The organism is Kluyvera ascorbata, assembly GCF_023195735.1.
GTDB lineage: Bacteria > Pseudomonadota > Gammaproteobacteria > Enterobacterales > Enterobacteriaceae > Kluyvera > Kluyvera ascorbata.
Genome location: NZ_CP096201.1, coordinates 957,598 through 981,494 on the forward strand (window position 1 = coordinate 957,598; position 23,897 = coordinate 981,494).

The 23,897-nt window shown below is 58.0% G+C and carries 16 protein-coding genes and 1 riboswitch; of the genes, 14 read left to right on the forward strand and 2 right to left on the reverse strand.

Annotation, left to right across the window (positions count from 1 at the left end):
- Window positions 1–159 precede the first annotated feature (159 nt).
- From rppH to recD, 12 genes are all read left to right on the forward strand, one after another.
- Window positions 160–690 (forward strand): RNA pyrophosphohydrolase, encoded by a 531-nt coding sequence (rppH, locus tag MY052_RS04620; RefSeq protein ID WP_035893962.1) that lies wholly within the window; start codon window positions 160–162, stop codon window positions 688–690.
- A gap of 12 nt (window positions 691–702) precedes the next feature.
- Window positions 703–2,949, forward strand: a complete 2,247-nt coding sequence (gene ptsP / locus MY052_RS04625) for a phosphoenolpyruvate--protein phosphotransferase (RefSeq protein ID WP_202217239.1) — start codon at window positions 703–705, stop codon at window positions 2,947–2,949.
- A gap of 253 nt (window positions 2,950–3,202) precedes the next feature.
- A complete protein-coding gene (gene lgt, locus MY052_RS04630) occupies window positions 3,203–4,075 on the forward strand; it encodes a prolipoprotein diacylglyceryl transferase (RefSeq protein ID WP_115073731.1) in 873 nt (290 codons plus the stop codon).
- A gap of 6 nt (window positions 4,076–4,081) precedes the next feature.
- Window positions 4,082–4,876, forward strand: a complete 795-nt coding sequence (gene thyA / locus MY052_RS04635) for a thymidylate synthase (protein ID WP_123650647.1) — start codon at window positions 4,082–4,084, stop codon at window positions 4,874–4,876.
- 208 nt (window positions 4,877–5,084) lie between these two features.
- The gene (locus tag MY052_RS04640; RefSeq protein ID WP_248538281.1) at window positions 5,085–5,549 is read left to right on the forward strand and encodes a prepilin peptidase-dependent protein; all 465 of its coding nucleotides are present in this window, start codon (window positions 5,085–5,087) and stop codon (window positions 5,547–5,549) included.
- Window positions 5,543–6,097 carry a prepilin peptidase-dependent protein gene (locus MY052_RS04645; protein ID WP_248538282.1) on the forward strand — a complete coding sequence of 185 codons (555 nt, stop codon included), beginning with the start codon at window positions 5,543–5,545 and terminating at the stop codon, window positions 6,095–6,097. Before MY052_RS04640 ends, MY052_RS04645 begins: the two co-directional genes overlap by 7 nt.
- Window positions 6,094–6,498: a DUF2509 family protein gene (locus MY052_RS04650; protein WP_248538283.1), complete on the forward strand. Its 405-nt coding sequence runs from the start codon at window positions 6,094–6,096 to the stop codon at window positions 6,496–6,498. Before MY052_RS04645 ends, MY052_RS04650 begins: the two co-directional genes overlap by 4 nt.
- Complete coding sequence (locus tag MY052_RS04655; RefSeq protein WP_248538284.1) at window positions 6,483–6,803, forward strand: prepilin-type N-terminal cleavage/methylation domain-containing protein; 321 nt, start codon at window positions 6,483–6,485, stop codon at window positions 6,801–6,803. Before MY052_RS04650 ends, MY052_RS04655 begins: the two co-directional genes overlap by 16 nt.
- A gap of 12 nt (window positions 6,804–6,815) precedes the next feature.
- Window positions 6,816–10,187: an exodeoxyribonuclease V subunit gamma gene (recC, locus tag MY052_RS04660; RefSeq protein ID WP_248538285.1), complete on the forward strand. Its 3,372-nt coding sequence runs from the start codon at window positions 6,816–6,818 to the stop codon at window positions 10,185–10,187.
- Window positions 10,188–10,340: 153 nt separating this feature from the next.
- Window positions 10,341–13,226, forward strand: a complete 2,886-nt coding sequence (ptrA, locus tag MY052_RS04665) for a pitrilysin (RefSeq protein WP_248538286.1) — start codon at window positions 10,341–10,343, stop codon at window positions 13,224–13,226.
- A complete protein-coding gene (recB, locus tag MY052_RS04670) occupies window positions 13,223–16,762 on the forward strand; it encodes an exodeoxyribonuclease V subunit beta (RefSeq protein WP_248538287.1) in 3,540 nt (1,179 codons plus the stop codon). The genes ptrA and recB overlap by 4 nt, the downstream gene beginning before the upstream one ends.
- A complete protein-coding gene (recD, locus tag MY052_RS04675; RefSeq protein WP_248538288.1) occupies window positions 16,759–18,597 on the forward strand; it encodes an exodeoxyribonuclease V subunit alpha in 1,839 nt (612 codons plus the stop codon). The genes recB and recD overlap by 4 nt, the downstream gene beginning before the upstream one ends.
- Window positions 18,598–18,686: 89 nt before the next feature.
- Here the strand turns inward: recD and argA are convergent, their stop codons facing one another.
- Window positions 18,687–20,018, reverse strand: coding sequence for an amino-acid N-acetyltransferase (argA, locus tag MY052_RS04680; protein ID WP_035895350.1), 1,332 nt, complete (start codon window positions 20,016–20,018; stop codon window positions 18,687–18,689).
- A 351-nt stretch (window positions 20,019–20,369) separates the two neighbouring features.
- Here argA and amiC point away from each other — a divergent pair, with 351 nt between their 5' ends.
- Together amiC and cobD are read left to right on the forward strand one after the other, a co-directional pair.
- Complete coding sequence (gene amiC, locus MY052_RS04685) at window positions 20,370–21,620, forward strand: N-acetylmuramoyl-L-alanine amidase AmiC (RefSeq protein ID WP_035895349.1); 1,251 nt, start codon at window positions 20,370–20,372, stop codon at window positions 21,618–21,620.
- Between the two features lie 6 nt (window positions 21,621–21,626).
- Complete coding sequence (gene cobD, locus MY052_RS04690) at window positions 21,627–22,703, forward strand: threonine-phosphate decarboxylase CobD (RefSeq protein ID WP_248538289.1); 1,077 nt, start codon at window positions 21,627–21,629, stop codon at window positions 22,701–22,703.
- On the opposite strand, the gene MY052_RS04695 is transcribed toward cobD, so the two are convergent.
- A complete protein-coding gene (locus MY052_RS04695; RefSeq protein ID WP_248538290.1) occupies window positions 22,688–23,557 on the reverse strand; it encodes a GHMP family kinase ATP-binding protein in 870 nt (289 codons plus the stop codon). The genes cobD and MY052_RS04695 overlap by 16 nt on opposite strands.
- A 133-nt stretch (window positions 23,558–23,690) precedes the next feature.
- Window positions 23,691–23,868: riboswitch (cobalamin riboswitch) on the forward strand.
- Window positions 23,869–23,897: the final 29 nt, after the last annotated feature.

A 23,897-nucleotide genomic window follows, 5' to 3' on the forward strand; every position in this document is an offset into this window, starting at 1 on the left:
AATAAAATCGTCGGCAAGCGCGGTTCTCTGTTTATAACTCTGATGATTACTGTGAGTTATTCAAATGTTATTCGTTAGTCGTGGCGCAATAGAGTGGTTTACCGTTTCCAGCGAGTGTGAAACAATCATTCACATTGAAGCTTATTTTGAGGTAGTCCGGTGATTGATGACGATGGCTACCGCCCGAATGTAGGTATTGTAATTTGCAATCGTCAGGGCCAGGTAATGTGGGCCCGACGCTATGGTCAGCACTCCTGGCAATTTCCCCAAGGGGGCATAAACCCCGGTGAGACGGCAGAACAGGCGATGTATCGGGAACTGTTCGAAGAAGTTGGATTAAGCCGCAAGGATGTGCGGATCCTCGCTTCGACCCGAAACTGGTTGCGTTACAAGTTGCCAAAACGTTTGGTGCGTTGGGACACTAAGCCGGTTTGTATCGGCCAGAAACAAAAGTGGTTTCTCTTGCAGTTGATCGGCAATGACGCGGATATCAATATGCAAACCAGCAGCACGCCTGAATTCGACGGCTGGCGCTGGGTGAGTTACTGGTATCCGGTACGTCAGGTCGTCTCGTTTAAACGCGATGTCTACCGCCGGGTGATGAAAGAGTTCGCCAGTGTAGTGATGGCGCTTGCGGAGAGCGCCCCAAAACCGCAAAGCGCGCCTGCTTATCGACGCAAAAGAGGTTAAGCCACGCACATTATGCTCACGCGCTTACGCGAAATTGTTGAGAAGGTCGCGAGTGCGCCTCGTCTGAACGAGGCGCTGGATATTCTGGTCACTGACGTCTGCCACGCGATGGAGACGGAGGTTTGCTCGGTCTATCTCGCCGACAACGATCGACGCTGCTTTTATCTGATGGCGACCCGTGGTCTGAAGAAGCCACGGGGTCGTACCATTACGCTCGCCTTTGATGAAGGCATCGTTGGCCTGGTCGGCCGACTGGCCGAACCCATCAACCTTGCCGACGCGCAAAAACACCCCAGCTATAAATACATTCCCTCAGTAAAAGAAGAGCGCTTCCGCGCGTTTCTTGGCGTGCCGATTATTCAGCGCCGCCAACTGCTTGGCGTACTGGTGGTACAGCAGCGTGAACTGCGTCAGTTCGACGAAAGCGAAGAGTCATTCCTGGTGACGCTCGCCACGCAAATGGCGGCAATCCTCTCTCAATCTCAGCTGACGGCGCTGTTTGGTCAGTATCGTCAGACGCGCATTCGCGCGCTGCCTGCTTCACCGGGCGTGGCGATAGCCGAAGGCTGGATGGACGCGACCCTGCCATTAATGGAGCAGGTTTACGAAGCGTCCTCGCTGGACACCGCGCTTGAGCGCGAGCGCTTAACCGGCGCGCTGGAAGAGGCGGCGAACGAATTCCGTCGCTACAGCAAACGCTATGCCGCCGGAGCGCAAAAAGAGACGGCGGCGATTTTTGACCTCTATTCACACCTGCTCTCTGATGCCAGCCTGCGGCGCGAGCTGTTTGCGGAAGTGGATAAAGGCTCGGTTGCCGAATGGTCGGTGAAGAAAATCATCGAGAAGTTCGCTGAACAGTTTGCCGCGCTGAGCGATGGCTATTTGAAAGAGCGGGCGGGCGATCTGCGCACGCTTGGGCAGCGATTGCTGTTCCATCTTGATGACACCACGCAAGGCGCTAACGGTTGGCCGGAGCGCTTTGTGCTGGTGGCCGACGAGCTTTCTGCGGCGACGCTGGCTGAAGTTCCGCAGGATCGGTTAGCGGGCGTGGTCGTTCGTGACGGCGCCGCCAACTCCCACGCGGCGATCATGGTGCGCGCGCTGGGCATTCCGACGGTAATGGGGGCGGATATTCAGCCCGCGATCCTTCATGGGCGTACGCTGGTGGTCGATGGCTATCGCGGCGAACTACTGGTCGACCCCGAACCTATCCTGGTGCAGGAATACCAGCGCCTCATCAGCGAAGAAAATGAGCTGAGCCGCCTGGCTGAAGGGGACGTTGAGCGCCCGGCCGAACTGAAAAGCGGCGAGCGGGTGAAAGTGATGCTTAACGCCGGTTTAAGCCCGGAACATGAACAAAAGCTGGGTCGTCGCATTGACGGCATCGGCCTCTACCGCACTGAAATTCCGTTTATGCTGCAAAGCGGCTTCCCATCGGAAGAGGAGCAGGTCGCGCAGTATCAGGGCATGCTGCAGATGTTTAACGACAAACCCGTGACGCTGCGAACGCTCGACGTCGGCGCGGACAAACAGCTACCGTACATGCCGATTAGCGAAGAGAACCCGTGCCTTGGCTGGCGTGGCATCCGTATAACGCTCGATCAGCCAGAGATCTTCCTGATCCAGGTGCGCGCGATGCTGCGTGCTAACGCGGCAACCGGCAACCTCAGCATCCTGCTGCCGATGATCACCAACCTGGAAGAGGTGGACGAAGCACGCCGCCTGATCGACCGTGCCGGTCGTGAAGTGGAAGAGATGATCGGCTACGCGATTCCAAAACCGCGGATCGGGATCATGCTGGAAGTGCCATCGATGATCTTCATGCTGCCGAATCTGGTAAACCGCGTTGATTTCATTTCGGTGGGCACCAACGATTTGACCCAGTACGTGCTGGCGGTAGACCGGAACAACACGCGCGTCGCCAGCATGTATGACAGCCTGCACCCTGGCATGATTCGGGTGCTGTCGATGATTGTCCAGGAAGCCGATCGCTACGGCATTGATTTACGCCTGTGCGGCGAAATGGCCGGCGACCCGATGTGCGTCACCATTCTGGTGGGCTTGGGTTTCCGTCATTTGTCGATGAACGGCCGCTCGGTGGCGCGCGTGAAGTACCTGCTGCGTAATATCGACCTCGAAGATGCTGAAACCCTGGCGCGGCGCAGTCTCGACGCGCAGATGGCCACCGAAGTGCGCCATCAGGTGGCGGCGTTTATGGAGCGCCGTGGCCTCGGCGGCTTGATTCGCGGCGGCCTGTAGGCCACCCGACGCACATTGCCGGATGGCGCTACGCTTGTCCGGCCTGCATTTTGCACCACCTCGTAGCCCGGCCGAGCGCAGCGACGCCGGGATCTCCTATCGCTCCCCGTTTATACATATCTTTTACATCTTCTGCGCATCATCTCTCATCTCCCCTGTGCTATCATTCGCACCTTTGGAGCGCCAGAAATCTCCGGCGCGCATCTCTACCGCTGTCCACTTTCGGCGGAATAACAAGCATTTGTGGTGACAGATGAATAGTGGTTATCTGCGTTTCCCGGACTTTGATCCGGTAATTTTCTCCATCGGACCGGTTTCCCTGCATTGGTACGGCATGATGTACCTTGTGGGCTTTATCTTTGCCATGTGGCTGGCGACGCGTCGAGCGAACCGCCCAAACAGCGGCTGGACCAAAAACGAAGTTGAAAACCTGCTGTACGCGGGCTTCCTCGGGGTGTTCCTCGGCGGGCGCATCGGCTACGTCATGTTCTACAACTTCGACTCCTTCCTGCATGATCCGCTGTATCTGTTCCGCGTCTGGGACGGTGGGATGTCCTTCCACGGCGGCCTGATTGGCGTGATCGTGGTGATGATTATCTTCGCCAAACGCACCAAGCGTACCTTCTTCCAGGTGTCTGACTTTATTGCGCCGCTGATCCCGTTTGGTCTTGGCTGCGGACGTCTGGGGAACTTTATCAACGGCGAACTGTGGGGCCGCGTCGACCCGAGCTTCCACTACACCATGCTGTTCCCGGGCTCTCGTGCGGAAGACCTGGCGCTGCTGCCGTCTCACCCTGAATGGCAAACGCTGTTTGATACCTACGGCTCGCTGCCGCGTCATGCGTCTCAGCTGTACGAACTGGCGCTCGAAGGCGTGGTGCTGTTCCTGATCCTGAACTTCTTTATCCGTAAACCACGCCCGGCGGGCTCGGTCTCCGGCCTGTTCCTGATTGGTTACGGCCTGTTCCGCATCATCTCTGAATTCTTCCGCCAGCCGGATGCGCAGTTCACCGGTGAATGGGTGCAGTACATCAGCATGGGGCAGATTCTTTCGATTCCGATGGTGCTTGCGGGTATCATTATGATGGTCTGGGCGTTTCGCCGTCCGCAGAAACAGATCTCCTGAGGAAGCATGAAACAGTATCTTGAACTGATGCAGAAGGTGCTCGATGAGGGCACCCAGAAAAATGACCGTACCGGCACCGGCACCGTCTCCATTTTTGGCCACCAGATGCGCTTTAACCTGCAAGAAGGTTTCCCGCTGGTGACCACCAAGCGCTGCCACCTTCGCTCCATCATCCACGAACTGCTGTGGTTCCTGCAGGGCGACACCAACGTCGCCTACCTGCACGAAAACAACGTCAGCATCTGGGATGAATGGGCCGACGAGAACGGCAACCTGGGCCCGGTGTATGGTAAACAATGGCGCGCCTGGCCGACGCCGGATGGCCGCCATATCGACCAGATCACCACCGTGATGAACCAGCTGAAAAATGACCCGGACTCGCGCCGCATCATCGTTTCTGCGTGGAACGTCGGTGAACTGGACAAAATGGCGCTGGCACCATGCCACGCGTTCTTCCAGTTCTACGTGGCTGACGGTAAGCTTTCCTGCCAGCTCTATCAGCGCTCCTGCGACGTGTTCCTTGGCCTGCCGTTCAACATCGCCAGCTATGCGCTGCTGGTGCATATGATGGCGCAGCAGTGCGACCTGGAAGTGGGTGATTTTGTCTGGACCGGCGGGGATACCCACCTGTACAGCAACCACATGGAACAGACCGCGCTACAGCTGACTCGCGAACCGCGCGCGCTGCCGAAGCTGGTGATTAAACGCAAGCCGGAGTCTATCTTTGACTACCGCTTTGATGACTTCGAAATCGAAGGCTACGACCCGCACCCGGGTATCAAAGCGCCGGTGGCGATTTAACCTCACGGCAATGAATAACCGGCGCATTTGCGCCGGTTTTTTTATGTGCGTTCGTCAGCATTCCTGATGCTGAAAACGTCGCGTTTTGCGAAGCGCTGTCCACAGTTATCCTCGCGTTGCAGCAAACCGCTATTTTCCCCTGAAGACGACTCGTAAAAACTAAATCCCAGCCTCGTGCCTTATTGAAGCGCGCACCATACTGCCCGCCATGAACAGAGAAAGAGAACGAGGCTACACCCTCATTGAGACCCTGGTTGCGCTGACGCTGGTGCTTATTCTTAGCGCCTCCGGCCTTTACGGCTGGCGAAGCTGGCAACAGTCACAGCGCCTATGGCAAACCGCCAGCGAACTACGCGACTACCTGACAGCAATGCGTAGCGATGCCAACTGGCGTAACCACGATCGTCGATTTCGGGTTAATCGTAGTCCCGTGGCGTGGTGTCTGGTGGCAGATGATACGGTTCTGGACGGCTGTCCTGCTGGAAACCCTGCGGTCTATCGTTCGCAATGGGCCGAAGTTGGGTTAACGAAAATCACACCGAATCTGGCTTTCTTTGGCCTGCGTAATACGGCATGGGCCGGCAGCATTACGCTGGAAAGTGAGGCGGGAAGCTGGACGATGGTTATCTCGAGCTGGGGACGGGTACGTTTGTGTGAGGGGGCAACATGCTGATGCGCGGCTTTTCACTGCTGGAAGTGCTGATTGCGATGGCTATCAGCAGCATTTTATTGCTGGGGGCTTCCCGATTTTTGCCCGCATTACAGCGCGGCATATTCCAGCAGATGCGGCAGCAAGCGCTCGAAGACGATCTCTGGCAGAGCGCCTTCACCATAGCCAAGCATTTACAGCGAGCTGGCTACTGTGGCGGCGACGGTTGTTCAGGACAGGCGCTGCAAATCGCGCAACAGGGAGAGTGCGTCATTGCGCGCTGGGATGGTAACAGCAACGGCGTCTGGGAAACTACGCCGGCAGATAACGCTGATACGATAGGTTTTCGCCTGACCTCCGGCGTGCTGGAAACCCTGCGCGGGGTGAATACCTGCAATGATAAAGGCTGGAACAAAATGACCGACCCGAAAACGGCGACCGTTACGGCATTTCAGGTGACGCGTCATGTGAATGCAGGCTTCTCACCGGAGCTGTTTATTACGCTGTCCGCGATGGCCGCGGGCAACATCGCGGCTAGCGTGCAGTACGGCGTCACGGGATACAACCAGTGAACCGTGAACTCGGCGTTTCGTCACTGGCGATGGTGCTCATGCTGCTGGTCTTAGGAAGCCTGATGCTCCAGGGGTTAAATCAGGCGCAGCGCCAACAGACGCAGAAAGTGAGCAACGAAAGTCGCTTAATTCAACGTACTGCGAAGGTTCACTCCGCTCTTCAGTGGGGGAAGGTTCAGCGCTGGGCGGCAGAAGCCGGAGCGCAATGCCTGGTTTATGAATCCGACAGCCGGGTCTGCCTGCGGCGCTTTAGCGACGGCACGCTGCTGCTGATAGCAAAAAATGGCGCGCTCAGCCTCTGGCAGTCGGGCTCGTGGGCAGGCGGAAACCTCCATTTTTCACCACATGGCTGGAGTGATTTTTGCCCTTTAACGGAGGCCGCGTTATGCCAGATACCCTGAAAGCCAGAGGCTTTAGCCTGCCGGAAGTCGTGCTAGCGATGTTTCTGATGGTGAGCGTAGTGACGGCGCTTGGCGGCTATTATCGCGTGCTGGCAACCAGCAGCGTGACGCTTAATCACTACCGCCAGATGTGGCGCTACGCCTGGTTGCAAACGCAGCAGCAGACGCAAGCGGTTCCTGACGGCTGGACGAGTGAGCGGGGGCAGACATCGTCACAACGTTGTGTCAGCATCAATGCTACTATTACCACCCCCATGGGCAGGCAGGGGCGTTTGTCTCGTCTGCATTGCCCGGTCAGTCAGTAGTCAGGAGCGATTATGTTAAGGGTCTATCATTCCAACCGTCTGGATGTGCTGGAAGCATTGATGGAGTTCATCGTTGAACAGGACCGGCTGGCGGACCCTTTCGAGCCTGAAATGATTCTGGTGCAGAGTACCGGGATGGCGCAGTGGCTGCAGATGACGCTATCACAGCGTTTTGGCATTGCCGCGAATATCGATTTCCCGCTACCTGCCAGTTTTATCTGGGACATGTTTACTCGCGTTCTGCCTGAAATCCCCGCCGAGAGCGCTTTTAACAAGCAGAGCATGAGCTGGAAGCTAATGACCCTGCTGCCGGGCATGCTGGATGACGAGGCCTTTACCCCGCTGCGCCACTATCTCACCGATGATGCCGACAAGCGTAAGCTGTTCCAGCTTGCCTCCCGCGTAGCTGACTTATATGACCAGTATCTGGTCTATCGCCCTGAATGGCTCACGGAGTGGGAAGCTGGAAGATTAGTTGACGGCGTAGGCGAGGCGCAGGCGTGGCAAGCGCCGCTGTGGAAAGCGCTGGTGGAACATACTGCCGCACTGGGTCAGCCGCTGTGGCATCGCGCCAACTTATACCAGCGCTTTATCGACACGCTGGAAAACAGCGACCAACCGCCTGCAGGGCTGCCGCCGCGGGTCTTTATCTGCGGAATCTCTGCGTTACCGCCGGTCTACCTGCACGCGCTGCAGGCGCTGGGCAAGCACGTCGATATTTACGTGTTGTTCACCAACCCGTGCCGCTACTACTGGGGTGATATTAAAGACCCGGCGTTTCTGGCGCGGCTGATGGCACGCCAGCGTCGCCATTACCGGGAAAAGCGTGAACTGCCGCTGTTCCAGGATGCCAGCCACGCGCCGGGACTGTTTAACGATGACGGCGAGCAGGACGTTGGCAACCCGATGCTGGCCTCCTGGGGCAAGCTGGGACGCGACTACATCTACCTGTTGGCGGGGCTTGAACGCTATCAGGAACTGGATGCGTTCGTCGATATCGAACCTGACAATCTGTTGCACAACCTTCAGTACGACGTACTGGAGCTGAAAAATTCTGCCATCGCCGGGCGCAGCGCGGAAGAGTTCGCCCATAGCGGCGACAAGCGCCCGCTGGCGCGAGACGACCGCAGCCTGACCGTTCACGTTTGCCACAGCCCGCAGCGCGAAGTCGAAGTATTGCATGACCGCCTGCTCGCCATGCTGGAAGCCGACCCGACGCTGACGCCGCGCGATATTATCGTGATGGTGGCGGATATCGACAGCTACAGCCCGTTTATTCAGGCCGTTTTTGGTAGTGCGACCGGCGAATGCTACCTGCCGTACGCTATTTCGGACCGTCGCGCCCGTCAGGCGCACCCGGCAATGCAGGCGTTTATTACTCTGCTGTCGCTACCCGATAGCCGTTTCACCAGCGAAGACGTACTTGCGCTGCTTGATGTGCCGGTGCTGGCGGCGCGCTTTAACATTGATGAAGCGGGCCTGCTGCACCTTCGCCAATGGGTGAGCGAGTCCGGCGTACGTTGGGGGATGGACGATGATAACGTCCGCGAAATGGACCTGCCCGCCACCGGGCAGCATACCTGGCGCTTTGGTCTTACGCGTATGCTGCTGGGCTACGCGATGGAGAGCGAACAGGGCGAATGGCAGGAAGTGCTGCCGTATGATGAGTCTAGCGGCCTGATTGCCGAGCTGGTCGGGTACCTGGCTTCTTTGCTGATGCAGCTAAACCGCTGGCGGCAGGTATTGACGCAGACTCGCTCGCTGGAGGAGTGGCTGCCGGTGTGTCGTGAGATGCTCAACGACTTCTTCCTGCCGGATCAGGACACAGAGGCCGCGCTGACGCTGATCGAGCAGCAGTGGCAGGCAATCATCGCCCAGGGCGTACAGTCGCAGTACGCCGGAGAGGTACCGCTGACGCTGCTGCGCGATGAACTGGCGCAGCGTCTCGATCAGGAACGTATCAGCCAGCGCTTCCTGGCGGGGCCAATCAATATTTGTACCCTCATGCCGATGCGCTCCATTCCGTTCAAAGTGGTGTGCCTGCTAGGCATGAACGACGGAATTTACCCACGCGCGCTGGCACCGCTCGGCTTTGATCTGATGAGCCAGAAGCCGCTGCGCGGCGACCGTAGCCGCCGCGACGACGACCGCTATCTGTTCCTTGAAGCGATGATGTCGGCGGAAAAATCACTCTATATCAGCTACATCGGCCGTTCTATTCAGGATAACAGCGAACGCTACCCGTCGGTGCTGGTACAGGAGCTGCTGGATTACATCGGCCAGAGCCACTGCCTTGAGGGCGACGAAGCGCTCAACTGCGATGAAAGCGAACAGCGGGTGAAGCGCCATATCATGCAGCTGCATCCGCGCATGCCGTTTGATGCCGACAACTACAAAGCCGGTGAACAGCAAAGCTATGCCCAGGAGTGGCTGGCGGCGGCGAGTCAGCAGGGCGAAGCGCATTCCAGCTTTATCCAGCCGTTGGAACCACTGACGTTAACCACACTGCCGCTCGAACAGCTTCAGCGCTTCTGGGCGCACCCGGTGCGCGCCTTTTTCCAGATGCGCCTGCAGGTGAACTTCCGCAATGAAGAGAACGATATCCCGGATACCGAACCGTTCACCCTCGAAGGGTTAACGCGCTATCAGCTTAATCAGCAGTTGCTTAATACCCTGATTGAGCAGAAGGATGCCGGGCAGATGTATCGACGCTATCGCGCGGCCGGTGAACTGCCCTACGGACCGTTTGGTGAAATTGCCTGGGAGGCCCAGTATCAGGAAATGACCGCGCTGGCGAGCCGGGTGATTGAGTATCGCCGCACGGCGCAGAGCATGGAAATTGATCTCGACTGTGACGGGGTGAATATCACCGGCTGGCTGCCTCAGGTTCAGGAAAATGGCCTGCTGCGTTGGCGTCCTTCTTTGCTTAGCGTTTCACAGGGAATGCAACTTTGGCTGGAACACCTTGTCTACTGTGCAAGTGGCGGAACGGGTGACAGCCGTCTGCTGTTGCGTAAAGAAGGGGAGTGGTGCTTCCCGCCGCTGGCGGCAGATGAAGCGAAAGCGTATTTGTCACAGCTGGTTGCAGGCTATCGTCAGGGAATGTGTCAACCGTTGCTGTTCCTGCCGGAGAGCGGCGGAGCATGGATAAAAGCCTGTTACGATGCCGAAAATGATGCCATCTTAGAAGACGAAGACTCGCAGCAGAAAGCCCGCAGTAAATTTTTACAGGCTTACGAAGGCAACATGGTAGTGAGTGGTGAAGGGGCTGACGTCTGGTATCAGCGCTTATGGCGTACTCTGGAACCTGCGCAATATGAAGCGATTATCGCGCAGACGACACCGTATCTGCTGCCGGTATTCCGTTTCAACCAGTCATCGTGATTGTATAAAAATTGCGCAAGTTAATGGGTTCATTTACTATGCGCAGAAGTCACGGACTGATGAGTGGCAGCAGACGAAGCGGTAAGCTGAGGCTGAAACTGCCCACAAGAGCATGCTGATTTTTGAAGTATCTGTTAATGGTGAGGTCCGTGAATGCCCCGCAGTATCTGGTTGAGTATTGTTGTTTTCGTCACCGCCTTTTGGGCGACCGTAGGTCAGGCAGACACCGGATGGCAACCGATTCAGGAAACCATCCGCAAAAGCGAAAAAGACACCCGTCAGTATCAAGCGATTACGCTCGACAATAAGATGGTCGTCCTGCTGGTTTCAGACCCGCAGGCGGTGAAATCGCTGTCGGCGCTGGTGGTGCCCGTCGGCTCGCTGGAAGACCCCGACTCCCATCCGGGCCTTGCGCACTTCCTCGAACACATGACGCTGATGGGCTCGAAAAACTACCCGCAGCCTGACAGCCTCGCCGAATTCTTAAAAATGCACGGCGGCAGCCACAATGCCAGTACCGCGCCGTATCGCACCGCGTTCTATCTGGAAGTCGAAAACAATGCCTTGCAGGGGGCGGTCGACCGCCTGGCCGACGCGATTGCCGCGCCGCTGCTGGAAAAAAAATACGCCGACCGCGAGCGTAACGCCGTCAACGCTGAGTTGACTATGGCGCGTACTCGTGACGGTATGCGTATGGCGCAGGTGAGTGCAGAAACCATCAACCCGGCGCACCCCGGCGCACGTTTCTCCGGCGGTAACCTCGAAACGCTGAGCGACAAACCCAATAGCCCGGTGTATGAAGCGCTGCTGGCGTTTCGCAACAAGTATTATTCCGCTAACCTGATGAAGGCGGTGATTTACAGTAACAAACCGCTGCCTGAACTGGCGCAGATTGCCGCCCAAACCTATGGTCGCGTCCCGGATAAATCCATCGAGCGCCCGGAAATTACCGTCCCGGTGGTCACTGACGCACAGAAAGGAGTCATCATTCATTACGTTCCCGCGCTGCCGCGTAAGGTGCTGCGCGTTGAGTTCCGTATTGATAACAACTCCGCGCAGTTCCGTAGCAAAACCGACGAACTGATTACCTACCTGATTGGTAACCGCACGCCGGGCACCTTATCCGACTGGCTGCAAAAGCAGGGGCTGGTGGAAGGCATTCGCGCGGACTCTGACCCGGTCGTCAACGGCAACAGCGGCGTGCTGGCGATTTCTGCCACCTTAACCGATAAAGGGCTGGCCCACCGCGATGAAGTGGTCGCTGCCATCTTTAGCTATCTCGATACGCTGCGTCAGAAAGGCGTAGATAAAAGCTACTTTGACGAGCTGGCGCACGTGCTGAACCTCGATTTCCGTTACCCGTCCATCACCCGCGATATGGGTTACGTAGAGTGGCTGGCGGATACCATGATTCGCGTGCCGGTAGCGCATACGCTGGACGCGGTGAACATTGCCGACCGCTACGACGCGCAGGCGGTCAAAGATCGTCTGGCGATGATGACGCCGCAAAACGCCCGTATCTGGTATATCAGCCCGAAAGAGCCGCACAACAAAGTGGCCTACTTTGTGGATGCGCCTTACCAGGTTGATAAAATTAGCGCCGATACTTTTGCCAAATGGCAGAAGGACGCCAGCGGCATTGCGCTGAATCTGCCGCAGCTTAACCCGTATATACCGGACGACTTCACGCTGATTAAAAGCGAGAAAAAGTACACCCATCCGGAGCTGATTGTTGATGAGCAAAACCTGCGTCTGGTCTATATGCCGAGCCGCTACTTTGCCAGCGAACCTAAGGCCGATATCACGCTGATTCTGCGTAACCCCAAAGCGATGGATAGCGCCCGTAATCAGGTGATGTTTGCGCTGAATGATTACCTGGCCGGCATTGCGCTTGATCAGTTAAGTAACCAGGCCGCCGTCGGCGGGATTAGCTTCTCTACCGGTGCGAACAATGGCCTGATGCTTAACGCCAACGGTTACACTCAACGTCTGCCGCAGCTGTTTGATGCACTGCTGCAGGGCTACTTCAGCTACACGCCAACCGAAGAGCAGCTGGAACAGGCGAAATCCTGGTACCTGCAAATGATGGATTCCGCTGATAAAGGCAAAGCGTACGAACAGGCGATTATGCCGGTGCAGATGCTGTCGCAGGTGCCTTATTTCCAGCGTGAAGATCGTAAAGCGCTACTGCCTTCCATTACGCTCAAAGAGGTGATGGACTACCGCGACCGTCTGAAAACCGGGGCGCGACCGGAGTTTATGGTCATTGGCAACCTGAGCGCCGAGCAGTCTACGACGCTTGCGCGCAGCGTTCAGACCCAGCTTGGGGCCAACGGCAGCGAGTGGTGTCGCAACAAAGATGTGCTGGTGGATAAACAGCAAAACGTCATCTTTGAGAAAGCGGGCGCCAGCACCGATTCCGCGCTGGCGGCAGTGTTCGCGCCGCCAAACGTCGATGAGTTCTCAAGCTCAGCGGCAAGCGCCATGCTGGCACAAATCGTCCAGCCGTGGTTCTACACCCAACTGCGCACCGAAGAGCAGTTAGGCTACGCCGTCTTTGCCTTCTCGATGAACGTGGGTCGCCAGTGGGGCATGGGGTTCCTGCTGCAAAGTAACGAAAAACAGCCGTCCTTCCTTTGGGAACGCTTCAAGGCTTTCTTCCCGACCGCAGAACAGAAGCTGCGCGCGATGAAGCCAGAAGAGTTTGCCCAGATCCAACAGGCAGTCATAGCCGACATGCTGCAAGCGCCGCAAACGTTGAGCGATGAAGCCTCGCAGCTGAGCAAAGATTTCGATCGCGGTAATATGGCCTTTGATTCACGTGATAAAGTAGTCGCCCAGATTAAGCTGCTGACGCCGCAAAAGCTGGCCGACTTCTTCCACCAGACGGTTGTTGACCCGCAGGGTATGACGGTGCTGTCTCAGGTCTCCGGTAGCCAGAATGGCAAAACGGACTACGCGCATCCTGAGGGCTGGAAAGTATGGCAGAGCATAACTGAGCTGCAGCAAACCTTACCTATACGAAGAGAGAACGAATGACCGGAACCGCCGAGTCCCTTGATCCCCTGCGCTTGCCCCTGATTGGTGAGCGCCTGATTGAAGCCTCTGCGGGCACTGGAAAAACCTTCACCATAGCCGCACTCTACCTGCGGCTGTTGCTGGGGCTGGGCGGCGAGGCCGCCTATCCTCGACCCGTTAACGTCGAAGAGCTGCTGGTGGTGACCTTCACCGAAGCCGCCACCGAAGAGCTTCGCGGACGTATTCGTAGCAACATTCACGAGCTGCGCGTCGCCTGCCTGCGTAACGCCACCGACAACCCGCTCTATGCCAGCCTGCTGGCGGAAATTGACGACCTTCAACAGGCCGCCAACGTGCTGCTGCTGGCGGAGCGTCAGATGGACGATGCCGCCGTCTTTACCATTCACGGTTTCTGCCAGCGGATGTTGAGCCTGAACGCCTTTGAGTCCGGCATGCTGTTTGAACAGCAGCTGATTGAAGACGAATCCCAACTGCGTTACCAGGCCTGCGCCGACTTCTGGCGTCGTCACTGCTACCCGCTCAATCGCGAGATTGCACAGGTGATAGTCGAATCGTGGAAAGGGCCGCAAGACCTGCTCAAATCTATCGATCGCTACCTCCATGGCGAAGCGCCGGAGCTTAAAGTACCGCTCGGCGAGGCCGAAACGCTGGCGTCGCGACACCAGCAGATCCTCACGCAGATAAACGACATTAAACAGCAATGGCTGGCGAGCGTGGGCGAGCTGGACTCACTGCTGGAAAACTCCGGGATCGACAGACGCAAATTCAACCGCGGCAACCAGGGAAAGTGGATCGAAAAGATCAGCGTTTGGGCCCAGGAAGAGACCAAAAACTACCAGTTGCCTGATGCGCTGGAGAAATTCAGCCAGCCATTTCTTGCCGACCGCACCAAAGCGGGTGGTGAAGTGCCGGCCCATCCGCTGTTCAGCGCGATTGAACATCTGCTGGCCTCGCCGCTGACGTTGAACGATCTGGTGATCGCCCAGGCGATGAAAGAGATCCGTGAAGCGGTCGCCCGTGAGAAGCGCCGACGCGGTGAGCTGGGCTTTGACGATATGCTAAGCCGTCTCGATGAAGCGTTAGAGAGCGACAGCGGTGACGCGCTGGCCGCCGCTATTCGCCAGCGTTTTCCGGTGGCGATGATCGATGAATTCCAGGATACCGATCCACAGCAGTACCGCATTTTCCGCCGCATCTGGCGGCAGCAGCCTGATACCGCGCTGCTGCTTATCGGTGACCCGAAGCAGGCGATTTACGCTTTCCGCGGCGCGGATATCTTTACCTATATGCGCGCGCGCAGCGACGTGGCCGCCCACTACACTCTCGACACCAACTGGCGTTCCGCGCCGGGCATGGTCGAAAGCGTCAACCGCCTGTTCGGGCTGGTTGATAATCCCTTTATGTTCCGCGATATTCCGTTCCTGCCGGTGAAATCAGCGCCCAAAAACGCCTCGCTGCGCTTTGAAGTTGACGGTGAGAATCAGCCGGCCATGAACCTGTGGCTGATGCCTGGTGAAGGCGTTAGCGCGGGAGATTATCAAACCTTTATGGCCCAGCAGTGCGCGGCGCAAATTCGCGACTGGCTGACGGCCGGACAACAGGGTACCGCGCTGCTGTGGCGTGGCGATAACGCCCGCCCGGTGCAAGCATCGGACATTACCGTGCTGGTGCGTAACCGTCAGGAAGCGTCACTGATTCGCGATGCGCTCAACGCGCTGGCGATCCCATCGGTCTACCTCTCCAACCGCGACAGCGTGTTTGAAACCCCGGAAGCGCAAGAGCTGCTGTGGGTGCTTCAGGCCGTGTTAACGCCTGAACGGGAAAACACGCTGCGCAGCGCGCTGGCAACGGCGATGTTTGGCCTGAATGCGCAGGACATTGAACGCCTCAACCAGGATGAGAACGCCTGGGATGCGCTGGTGGAGGAGTTCAGCGACTACCGGCTTATCTGGCAGCGACGCGGCGTGATGCCGATGATTCGCGCCCTGATGAGCGCACGTTCAATGGCGGAAAACCTGCTGGCGACCCACGGTGGCGAGCGGCGGTTAACCGATATTCTGCATCTGAGCGAACTGCTTCAGGAAGCGGCGACTCAGCTTGAAAGCGAGCATGCGCTGGTGCGCTGGCTCAATCAGCAGGTCGCTGAGCCAGATACCAACGCGTCCAGCCAGCAAATGCGCCTGGAGAGCGATAAGCACCTGGTGCAAATAGTCACTATCCACAAATCGAAAGGGCTGGAGTACCCGCTGGTCTGGCTGCCGTTTATCGCCCGGTTCCGTAAAGAGAAACAGGCGTTCTACCACGACCGTGAATCCTTCAAGGCGGTGCTGGACCTCAACGAAAGCGACGAGAGCCTGGAGCTCGCGGAAGCGGAACGCCTGGCGGAAGACCTGCGTCTGCTGTATGTGGCCTTAACGCGCGCCATCTGGCATTGCAGCCTGGGCATTGCCCCGCTGACGGCACGGCGCAGCGATAAACCGACCGATACCGAATTACACCACAGCGCGCCGGGCAGGCTGCTGCAAAAAGGCGAAGTGCTGGATGCCGCTGGCCTGAACGCCTGCCTCCACGCGCTGCGCGACGAACATATATCCTTAACGCTGGCCACCGCGCCGGACGACGCTCGCTGGCAGGCGACGCAACCCGAGATGCCGGAGCTGGCGGCGCGTCAGGTGTTGCGCCGCGTGGTTGATGACTGGCGGGTCACCAGCTACTCCGGCCTACAGCAGCGCGGACACAGCGTGGCGCAGGACCTACTACCGCGTATCGATATTGACGCCTCGGGCATCGCGGACGCTCCAGTTGAGCCGGAGATGACGCCGCACCACTTCCCCCGCGGCGCGTCGCCGGGGACATTCCTGCACAGCCTGTTTGAAGACCTCGACTTCACCCAGCCTATCTCACCCGAGTGGATGCGTGAAAAGCTGCAAAACAACGGCTTTGATGAAGTCTGGGAACCGGTGCTGACCCGCTGGATTACCCAGGTGCTGGCCGCGCCGCTGGGGGATACCGGCGTTGCGCTTAACCAGCTTAGCGCGCGACAAAAGCAGGTGGAGATGGAGTTTTATCTGCCGATTTCCCAGACGCTGGACGCGCGCGCGCTGGACGCCGTGACCCGTCGCTATGATCCGCTGTCGGCGGGCTGTCCGGAGCTCGATTTCCGCCAGGTGCGCGGCATGCTGAAGGGCTTTATCGACCTCGTGTTCCGCCACGACGGACGCTATTACCTACTGGATTACAAGTCCAACTGGCTCGGCGAGAGCGGCGAGGCCTATACCCAGGAGGCGATGGCGGAGGCAATGCAGTCACACCGCTATGATTTGCAGTATCAGCTCTACAGCCTGGCGCTGCATCGTTATTTACGTCACCGCATTGCCGACTATGACTATGAACGCCATTTCGGCGGCGTGATTTATCTGTTCCTGCGCGGCGTGGACGGCGAAGCGGGGCAGCAGGGAATATTTGCCACCCGGCCCGACCCCGCGCTGATTATGGCAATGGACGCGCTGTTTGCCGGCGAGGAGAGCAACGTATGACGCTCGAACAACGTTTACTGGAAGCGGCCGAACTGAAGCTGCTGCGCCCGCTCGACGTGCAGTTTGCGCTGATGGTGGCGAAAGATGAGCATCCTGCCGTCATGCTGGCCGCCGCGATGCTGAGCCGCGATACCGGGGAAGGGCACGTCTGTTTGCCGCTCTCCCATCTCAGCCCATCTATGCAGCCGAAAGGCCGCGCTCGCGAGTTCTGGCAGCAGCTGTTTGCCGAAGCGAACGCGCCGCAGGAGTGGGAAACGTTATTGCTAAGCTCAGACGCCGTCAGCGGTGGGGAACGCCCGTCGCCGCTGATCCTGAGCCGTGGCAGACTGTATCTCAACCGCATGTGGCGCAACGAACTCACCGTGGCGCGCTTCTTTAGCGAAAACAACGCGCCATTTGTTGTCGATGAAGCCCAGCTTGCTGCGACGCTCAACGCGCTGTTCCCGGTAAGCGATACGATCGACTGGCAGAAAGTGGCTGCCGCCGTGGCGCTGACTCGCCGTATTTCGGTTATCTCCGGCGGCCCCGGCACCGGGAAAACCACCACCGTTGCGAAACTACTGGCGGCGCTGGTGCAGATGGCGGGGACGGATAAATGCCGTATTCGTCTGGCTGCGCCAACCGGTAAAGCCGCAGCGCGTCTCACTGAATCGCTGGGCGCGGCGCTGCGAAAACTCGATTTAAGCGACGCGCAAAAAGCCATGCTGCCCACCGATGCCAGCACGCTGCACCGCCTGCTCGGCGCGCAGCCGGGCAGCCAGAAAATGCGCTACCATGCTGGAAACCCGCTGCATCTGGATGTGCTAGTGGTGGATGAAGCCTCAATGATTGACCTGCCGATGATGGCGCGGCTGATTGACGCCCTGCCGCCGCACGGGCGGGTTATCTTCCTTGGCGACCGCGACCAGCTTGCTTCGGTAGAAGCCGGTGCGGTGCTTGGCGATATCTGTAGCTGGGTGAACGCAGGCTACACCGCAGAGCGCGCGGCACAGTTAAGCCGCCTGGCGGGTGCCACGGTTCCCGCCGGTGACGGTCAAACCGCAGGAGCCCTACGCGACAGCCTTTGTCTGCTGCGTACCAGCTACCGTTTTGGTAGCGACTCCGGTATCGGCCAGCTTGCCAGCGCGGTGAACCGGGGGGATAAAAAAGAGATCGACGCCGTATTTGCCCGCGGTTTTAGCGATATTGAACTGAAGCCGCAGCACTCGACGGACGACTACGCCGCGATGCTCGACGACGCGCGAGTGGGCTATGGCCATTATCTCCAACTTTTACGTGATCGGGCTGACCCTGAAGTTGTGCTGGCGGCGTTTGGTGAATATCAACTGCTGTGCGCGCTGCGCGAAGGGCCGTGGGGCGTCAGTGGGCTTAATCAGCAGTTTGAACAGTTGCTTACGCGCCACCGACAGATTGTGCCGCAGCGCCACTCCCGCTGGTATGAAGGCCGCCCGGTGATGATTGCGCGAAACGACAGCGCGCTGGGGCTGTTTAACGGCGATATCGGCGTGGCGCTGGATCGCGGAGAGGGGATGCGCGTTTGGTTCCCGATGCCGGATGGCACGATTAAATCTGTGCAGCCAAGCCGTTTGCCCGAGCACGATACCGCGTGGGCAATGACGGTGCATAAATCACAGGGCTCCGAGTTCACCCACGCCGCGCTGGTGCTGCCGACGCAGATTGTCCCGGTGGTGAGCCGTGAGCTGGTCTATACGGCGATAACTCGCGCAAAAGTGCGGCTGTCGATGTACGCCGATAAAAACCTGCTCGCGCAGGCGATTGCCACGCGCACTGAACGACGCAGCGGCCTATCGGCGATTTTTGCAGAGATGGAATAGGTTAGCACGGTGCCTCGTGTAGCGCGGGCGAGCGTTCAGCGACCCCGGGGTCAGCGCAAGCGCTTCGCCCGGGCTACGTAATATATCGCTTACACCAAATCCGTCATCAGCACCTTCGACCGGCGCTGATAGTTATACAGCTGCTTCTTACTCTCCGGCAGCAGCTCCACGTCCACCGGCTTAAACCCGCGCTCCTGGAACCAGTGAATGCTGCGCGTCGTCAGCACGAACAGATGGTTAAGCCCCATCTGCTTCGCCTGGGAGGCAATCCGCTGTAGCAGCACTTCTCCGCGTGAAGAACTTCGGTAATCTGGATGTACCGCCACGCAGGCCATCTCACCAATTTTCTCTTCCGGGAAAGGATAAAGTGCGGCACAGGCGATCGTGGTGTTATCACGCTGAATAATCGTGAATTTATCGATCTCCATCTCCAGCTGTTCGCGGGAGCGGCGCACTAGAATACCCTGCTGCTCCAGCGGTGCGATCAGGTCCAGAATGCCGCCAATATCGTTGATGGTTGCCCGGCGAATTTGCTCGGAGCTTTCCATGACAATCTGCGTACCGATACCGTCGCGGGAGAACAGCTCCTGTAACAGCGTACCGTCTTCCTGATAGCTGATAAGGTGGCAGCGACGTACGCCGCTGCGGCAGGCTTTTACCGCGCCGCGCAGGAAACGCGCGGTGCCGGAAAGGTAGTCGCCTTCTTTTTCCAGCTCTTCAATGCGTGCCTGTGCTTCGTTCGGGAACAGTTCGGAGATAATGTCACCCGCTTCGTTAAACACGCCCTGCGAGGAGCAGAAGCCGATCATCTTCTCGGCCTTCAGCTTAATGGCGAGCTGGGTAGCAATCTCTTCCGAAGTCAGGTTAAAGCTCTCACCGGTAACAGAAACGGCGACCGGGCCCATCAGCACGATAGCGCCGCTGTCGAGCTGGCGGTGAATGGCTTCTTCATCAATACGGCGAATACGTCCGCTATGGCAGTAGTCGATACCGTCGTCGACGCCCAGCGGCTGAGCGATAATAAAGTTACCGCTGACCACGTTGATGTGCGCGCCCTGCAGCGGGGTGTTATTCAGGCTCATCGACAGGCGGGCGGTAATATCCAGCTGCAGCAGGCCCGCGGCTTGCTTCACCAGCTCCAGGGTTTTCGTATCCGTCACGCGAATATGTTTGTGGTAGGTTGGCTCATGGTGATGCTCGGCCAGATTCGCGTCGATTTGCGGGCGCGCGCCATAGACCAACACCAGGCGAATGCCTAGACTGTGCAGCAGGCCAATATCGTTGACGATGCTGGAAAAGTTTTCATGCTCAATGGCTTCGCCGCCAAGCATGATGACAAACGTCTTCCCCCGGTGGGCGTTAATATAGGGGACGGTATGGCGAAACCCCTCTACCAGTTCGGTTCTACGTTCCTTCACCACGGCACAACCCTCAATGCATGATTATTCGTAATTAGTGTATTTTTATTCTGTTTTTATCGGAAACGCAAGCCACAATTTGCTTAAACATTGGAAAAACTCCGGCCAAATTTCACTGATTCAACGAATGTTTACCCTTTTATAGATGACAGTTTATGCGGCTTTAGTTACAGTTTCCGGTCAATCGTATTATGCGTATACTCGTCGTCTTTCAAGTAGCAGGTGCGTTGGCTGCGTTTACTCACCCGAATCACTTACTAAAGTAAGCTCATCGGGATTCGCGCACTTGCCGCCTTCCTGCCACTCGAAATCCATAGAGTATAAGTTGGGTTACTTTTTTGCCTGGGATGGAGCATGTCGGGAAGTCAGTCTTTGAGCCGTCGTCGCCTGCTACAAGGTGCCGGCGCCATGTGGTTGTTAAGCGTGAGTCAGGTCGGGTTAGCTGCCGTCAGTCAGGTGGTGGCGGTGCGCATATGGCCTGCGTCCAGCTACACGCGCGTGACGGTGGAGTCCAGCCGTGAGCTCAAGTATCGACAGTTTGCGTTGAGCAATCCTGATCGCCTGGTGGTTGACCTCGAGGGGGTGAACCTGAACTCGGTGCTGAAAGGCATGGGCGCGCAGATCCGCAGCGACGACCCTTTCATTAAATCTGCGCGCGTAGGGCAGTTCGATCCGCAAACGGTGCGTATGGTGTTTGAGCTGAAGCAGGACGTGAAGCCGCAGCTGTTTGCCCTTGCACCGGTGGCAGAGTTTAAAGAACGTCTGGTGATGGATCTCTATCCTGCCAGCAGTAAAGAGCAGCAGGACCCGCTGCTGGCGCTGCTGGAAGACTACAACAAAGGCGACCTGGAAAAGCAGGTACCGCCGTCGCAAAGCGGCCCGCAGCCTGGCAAAGCCGGGCGCGACCGTCCAATTGTTATCATGCTTGACCCCGGCCACGGCGGCGAAGACTCCGGCGCGGTGGGTAAATACAAAACGCGGGAGAAAGACGTGGTACTGCAAATTGCCCGTCGCCTGCGCGCGCTGATTGAAAAAGAAGGCAACATGAAAGCCTACATGACGCGCAACGAAGATATCTTTATTCCGCTGAAGGTGCGCGTGGCGAAAGCCCAGAAGCAGCGCGCCGACCTGTTTGTCTCTATTCATGCGGATGCGTTTACCAGCCGCCAGCCGAGCGGCTCATCGGTGTTTGCCCTGTCGACCAAAGGGGCCACCAGTACCGCGGCAAAATACCTCGCTCAAACCCAGAACGCCTCGGACTTAATCGGTGGTGTGAGCAAGAGCGGCGACCGCTACGTCGACCACACCATGTTCGATATGGTGCAGTCGCTGACCATCGCTGACAGCCTGAAGTTTGGTAAAGCGGTGTTGAAAAAGCTGGGGCAGGTGAACGACCTGCATAAAAACCAGGTGGAGCAGGCCGGATTTGCGGTGCTGAAAGCACCGGATATTCCGTCGATCCTAGTCGAAACGGCGTTTATCAGTAACGTTGAAGAGGAGCGCAAGCTCAAGACTGCGACTTTCCAGCAGGAAGTGGCTGAATCTATTCTCGCCGGGATCAAAGCCTACTTTGCCGACGGCGCGACGCTGGCGCGGCGCGGGTAATCGGCGATGTCACGGCTGAAAAGCGCCCACGGCGGCAACACGCGCGAAGCGGCGGCGCTGATGGGCCTGACCGCCGACCAACTGCTGGACTTCAGTGCGAACATCAATCCGTTGGGCATGCCCGATACCCTGAAGCAGGCTATTGTTGCCCAGCTCTCCTGCGCGGAGCGCTACCCTGACGTTGACTACCAGCAGCTGCATCAGGCGCTGGCGGCGCATCACGGCGTGCCTGCGGCGTGGTGCCTGGCGGGTAACGGTGAAACTGAGTCGATTTTCACTCTCGTCCACGGCCTGAAGCCTAAGCGGGCGATGGTGGTGGCTCCGGGCTTTGCCGAATATCGCCGGGCGCTGGAAACCATCGATTGCGAGATTGCAACCTTTGCACTTCGCGAAGCGGACGGCTGGCAGCTCACCTCCCGCCTGCTTGATGCGCTAACCCCTGAGCTGGACTGCCTGTTTCTCTGCACGCCAAACAACCCGACCGGGCTGCTGCCGGAACGTGCGCTGCTGCTGGCGGTGGCCGAACGCTGCAACACGCTGAATATTCAGCTTATCCTCGACGAAGCCTTCCTCGATTTTATTCCTGGTGAACAGGGGTTTATTCCGCTGCTCGCGCAAAACCCACATATCTGGGTGCTGCGCTCGCTGACCAAGTTTTACGCTATTCCCGGTTTGCGTCTGGGGTATTTGCTCAACGGCGACGCGCAGGCGGTGGCGCGGCTGAGAAGGCATCAGATGCCGTGGTCTATCAACGCTTTTGCAGCGCTGGCCGGGGAAATCGTGCTGAACGACCATGAGTATCAGCAGCGCACATGGCGATGGCTTGATGAGGAAGTGACACGGTTTTATCGCGCGCTGGAGAATATGCCGGGGTTGAAGGTCTATCCGGGCAGGGCTAACTATCTGTTTCTGCGCTGTGAACGCGTGGAGATTGAGTTGCAATATGCGCTGCTGCAACGGCGGATTTTAATCCGCAGCTGTGCCAATTATCCGGGGCTGGACGAGCGCTATTTCCGCGTGGCGATTCGCGGCGCGGCGGAAAATCAGCAGTTGCTGGACGCGCTGCATCAGGTGCTGGGCTGAACCCCGCCGGTCACCGCTTTTAGCAGGTGCTGCTGCGGCCAGCGTTCGGAGAGCCCGCATTGCGCCAGCGACCATTTCACATACTCCACATCATGACGACGCCGGTCGAGCATCAGCCCGACCACGCTGCCGCTGTGCGCGACGTTCAGACCGTATAACCCACAGCTTTCAACCAGCGTCAGCAGCGTGTCAAAGCCCGGCTTTGGCAGCAGCGTCTGGCTGGCGACGGCGCTGAGCGTCGCGGCTTCTCCCAGCAGGCTAGCGCTGTTGCTTTCGCAGGCCGTCTGTAGGTTTTCCCATGCTTGCGCCAGCGTGCTGGCGTGAGTCCTGAGCGCGGCTTCGCGGGGCTGGCGATGGTAGTCGGCGGTTCGCAGAACGCGCGGGCTTTCCAGCACCAGCAGATCAAACTCAGGTGCGGGCGCACAGGCAATCTGCGTGCGGGCATGAAGGTGGTCGAACAGCGTTAGCGAGCGGAACAGGGTGCTGTCCGTTGGCTCAAGGGAGACACAAAGCGCGGCGAGTTCAGATTCACTCAGTGAATGCCCCAAATGCATTGCGGTGGCGAGCGCCGTGGCGGCAAGGTCGGCGGTGCTGCTTGCCATCCCTTTGGCGATCGGCAGCGTCGAGTCCACTTCAATGCGCAGCGTCTTGCTCATCGCGAGGGGATAATCCCAGTGAGCCAGCAGCGTATCCACCATGCGGCGCGTAAGCGGGCGCTCATCAAGGCGCGGCGTTCCCCGACGGACTTCCACCGTGCTGTACCAGTCTATTGGGCAGGAGACCAGCTTTTCACTGCCTAGAATCCAGCCCTGAATCAGCTCTCCGCAGGAGCCTGGACAGCGCGCAACGCTCATGATTTCCCTTGCCTTGTGTTTCAAAATATCACTACCGTAAATAAATATACCGGTATTGTCACAGCGCAACGAAATCATTTTACCGGGGCGCTAGAGTAACCTGCTTTTATTTTATGTGGGCCATCGTGTCGGCATAAATCTGCAATCAACAGGTTTGGCATCGATAATATGCCAGGGAAGGAGGTGTAAATCCTCCGCAGCCCCCGCTGCTGTAATGCTGACGACCCCGTATTGACCACTGATCGACCGATCGGGAAGGCCGGGTGAGGATGACGCTGAGCCAGAAGACCTGCCTGTTGATTTATTTCAACAGCTTCGGTGGGAAGCGGGTTGCTTTGAG

Coding starts and splice junctions, on each gene's coding strand:
- ptsP (WP_202217239.1), top strand. CDS start 703: ATGCTCACGCGCTTACGCGAAATTGTTGAGAAGGTCGCGAGTGCGCCT.
- lgt (WP_115073731.1), top strand. CDS start 3,203: ATGAATAGTGGTTATCTGCGTTTCCCGGACTTTGATCCGGTAATTTTC.
- thyA (WP_123650647.1), top strand. CDS start 4,082: ATGAAACAGTATCTTGAACTGATGCAGAAGGTGCTCGATGAGGGCACC.
- MY052_RS04640 (WP_248538281.1), top strand. CDS start 5,085: ATGAACAGAGAAAGAGAACGAGGCTACACCCTCATTGAGACCCTGGTT.
- MY052_RS04645 (WP_248538282.1), top strand. CDS start 5,543: ATGCTGATGCGCGGCTTTTCACTGCTGGAAGTGCTGATTGCGATGGCT.
- MY052_RS04655 (WP_248538284.1), top strand. CDS start 6,483: ATGCCAGATACCCTGAAAGCCAGAGGCTTTAGCCTGCCGGAAGTCGTG.
- recC (WP_248538285.1), top strand. CDS start 6,816: ATGTTAAGGGTCTATCATTCCAACCGTCTGGATGTGCTGGAAGCATTG.
- ptrA (WP_248538286.1), top strand. CDS start 10,341: ATGCCCCGCAGTATCTGGTTGAGTATTGTTGTTTTCGTCACCGCCTTT.
- recB (WP_248538287.1), top strand. CDS start 13,223: ATGACCGGAACCGCCGAGTCCCTTGATCCCCTGCGCTTGCCCCTGATT.
- recD (WP_248538288.1), top strand. CDS start 16,759: ATGACGCTCGAACAACGTTTACTGGAAGCGGCCGAACTGAAGCTGCTG.
- amiC (WP_035895349.1), top strand. CDS start 20,370: ATGTCGGGAAGTCAGTCTTTGAGCCGTCGTCGCCTGCTACAAGGTGCC.
- cobD (WP_248538289.1), top strand. CDS start 21,627: ATGTCACGGCTGAAAAGCGCCCACGGCGGCAACACGCGCGAAGCGGCG.
- MY052_RS04695 (WP_248538290.1), bottom strand. CDS start 23,557: ATGAGCGTTGCGCGCTGTCCAGGCTCCTGCGGAGAGCTGATTCAGGGC.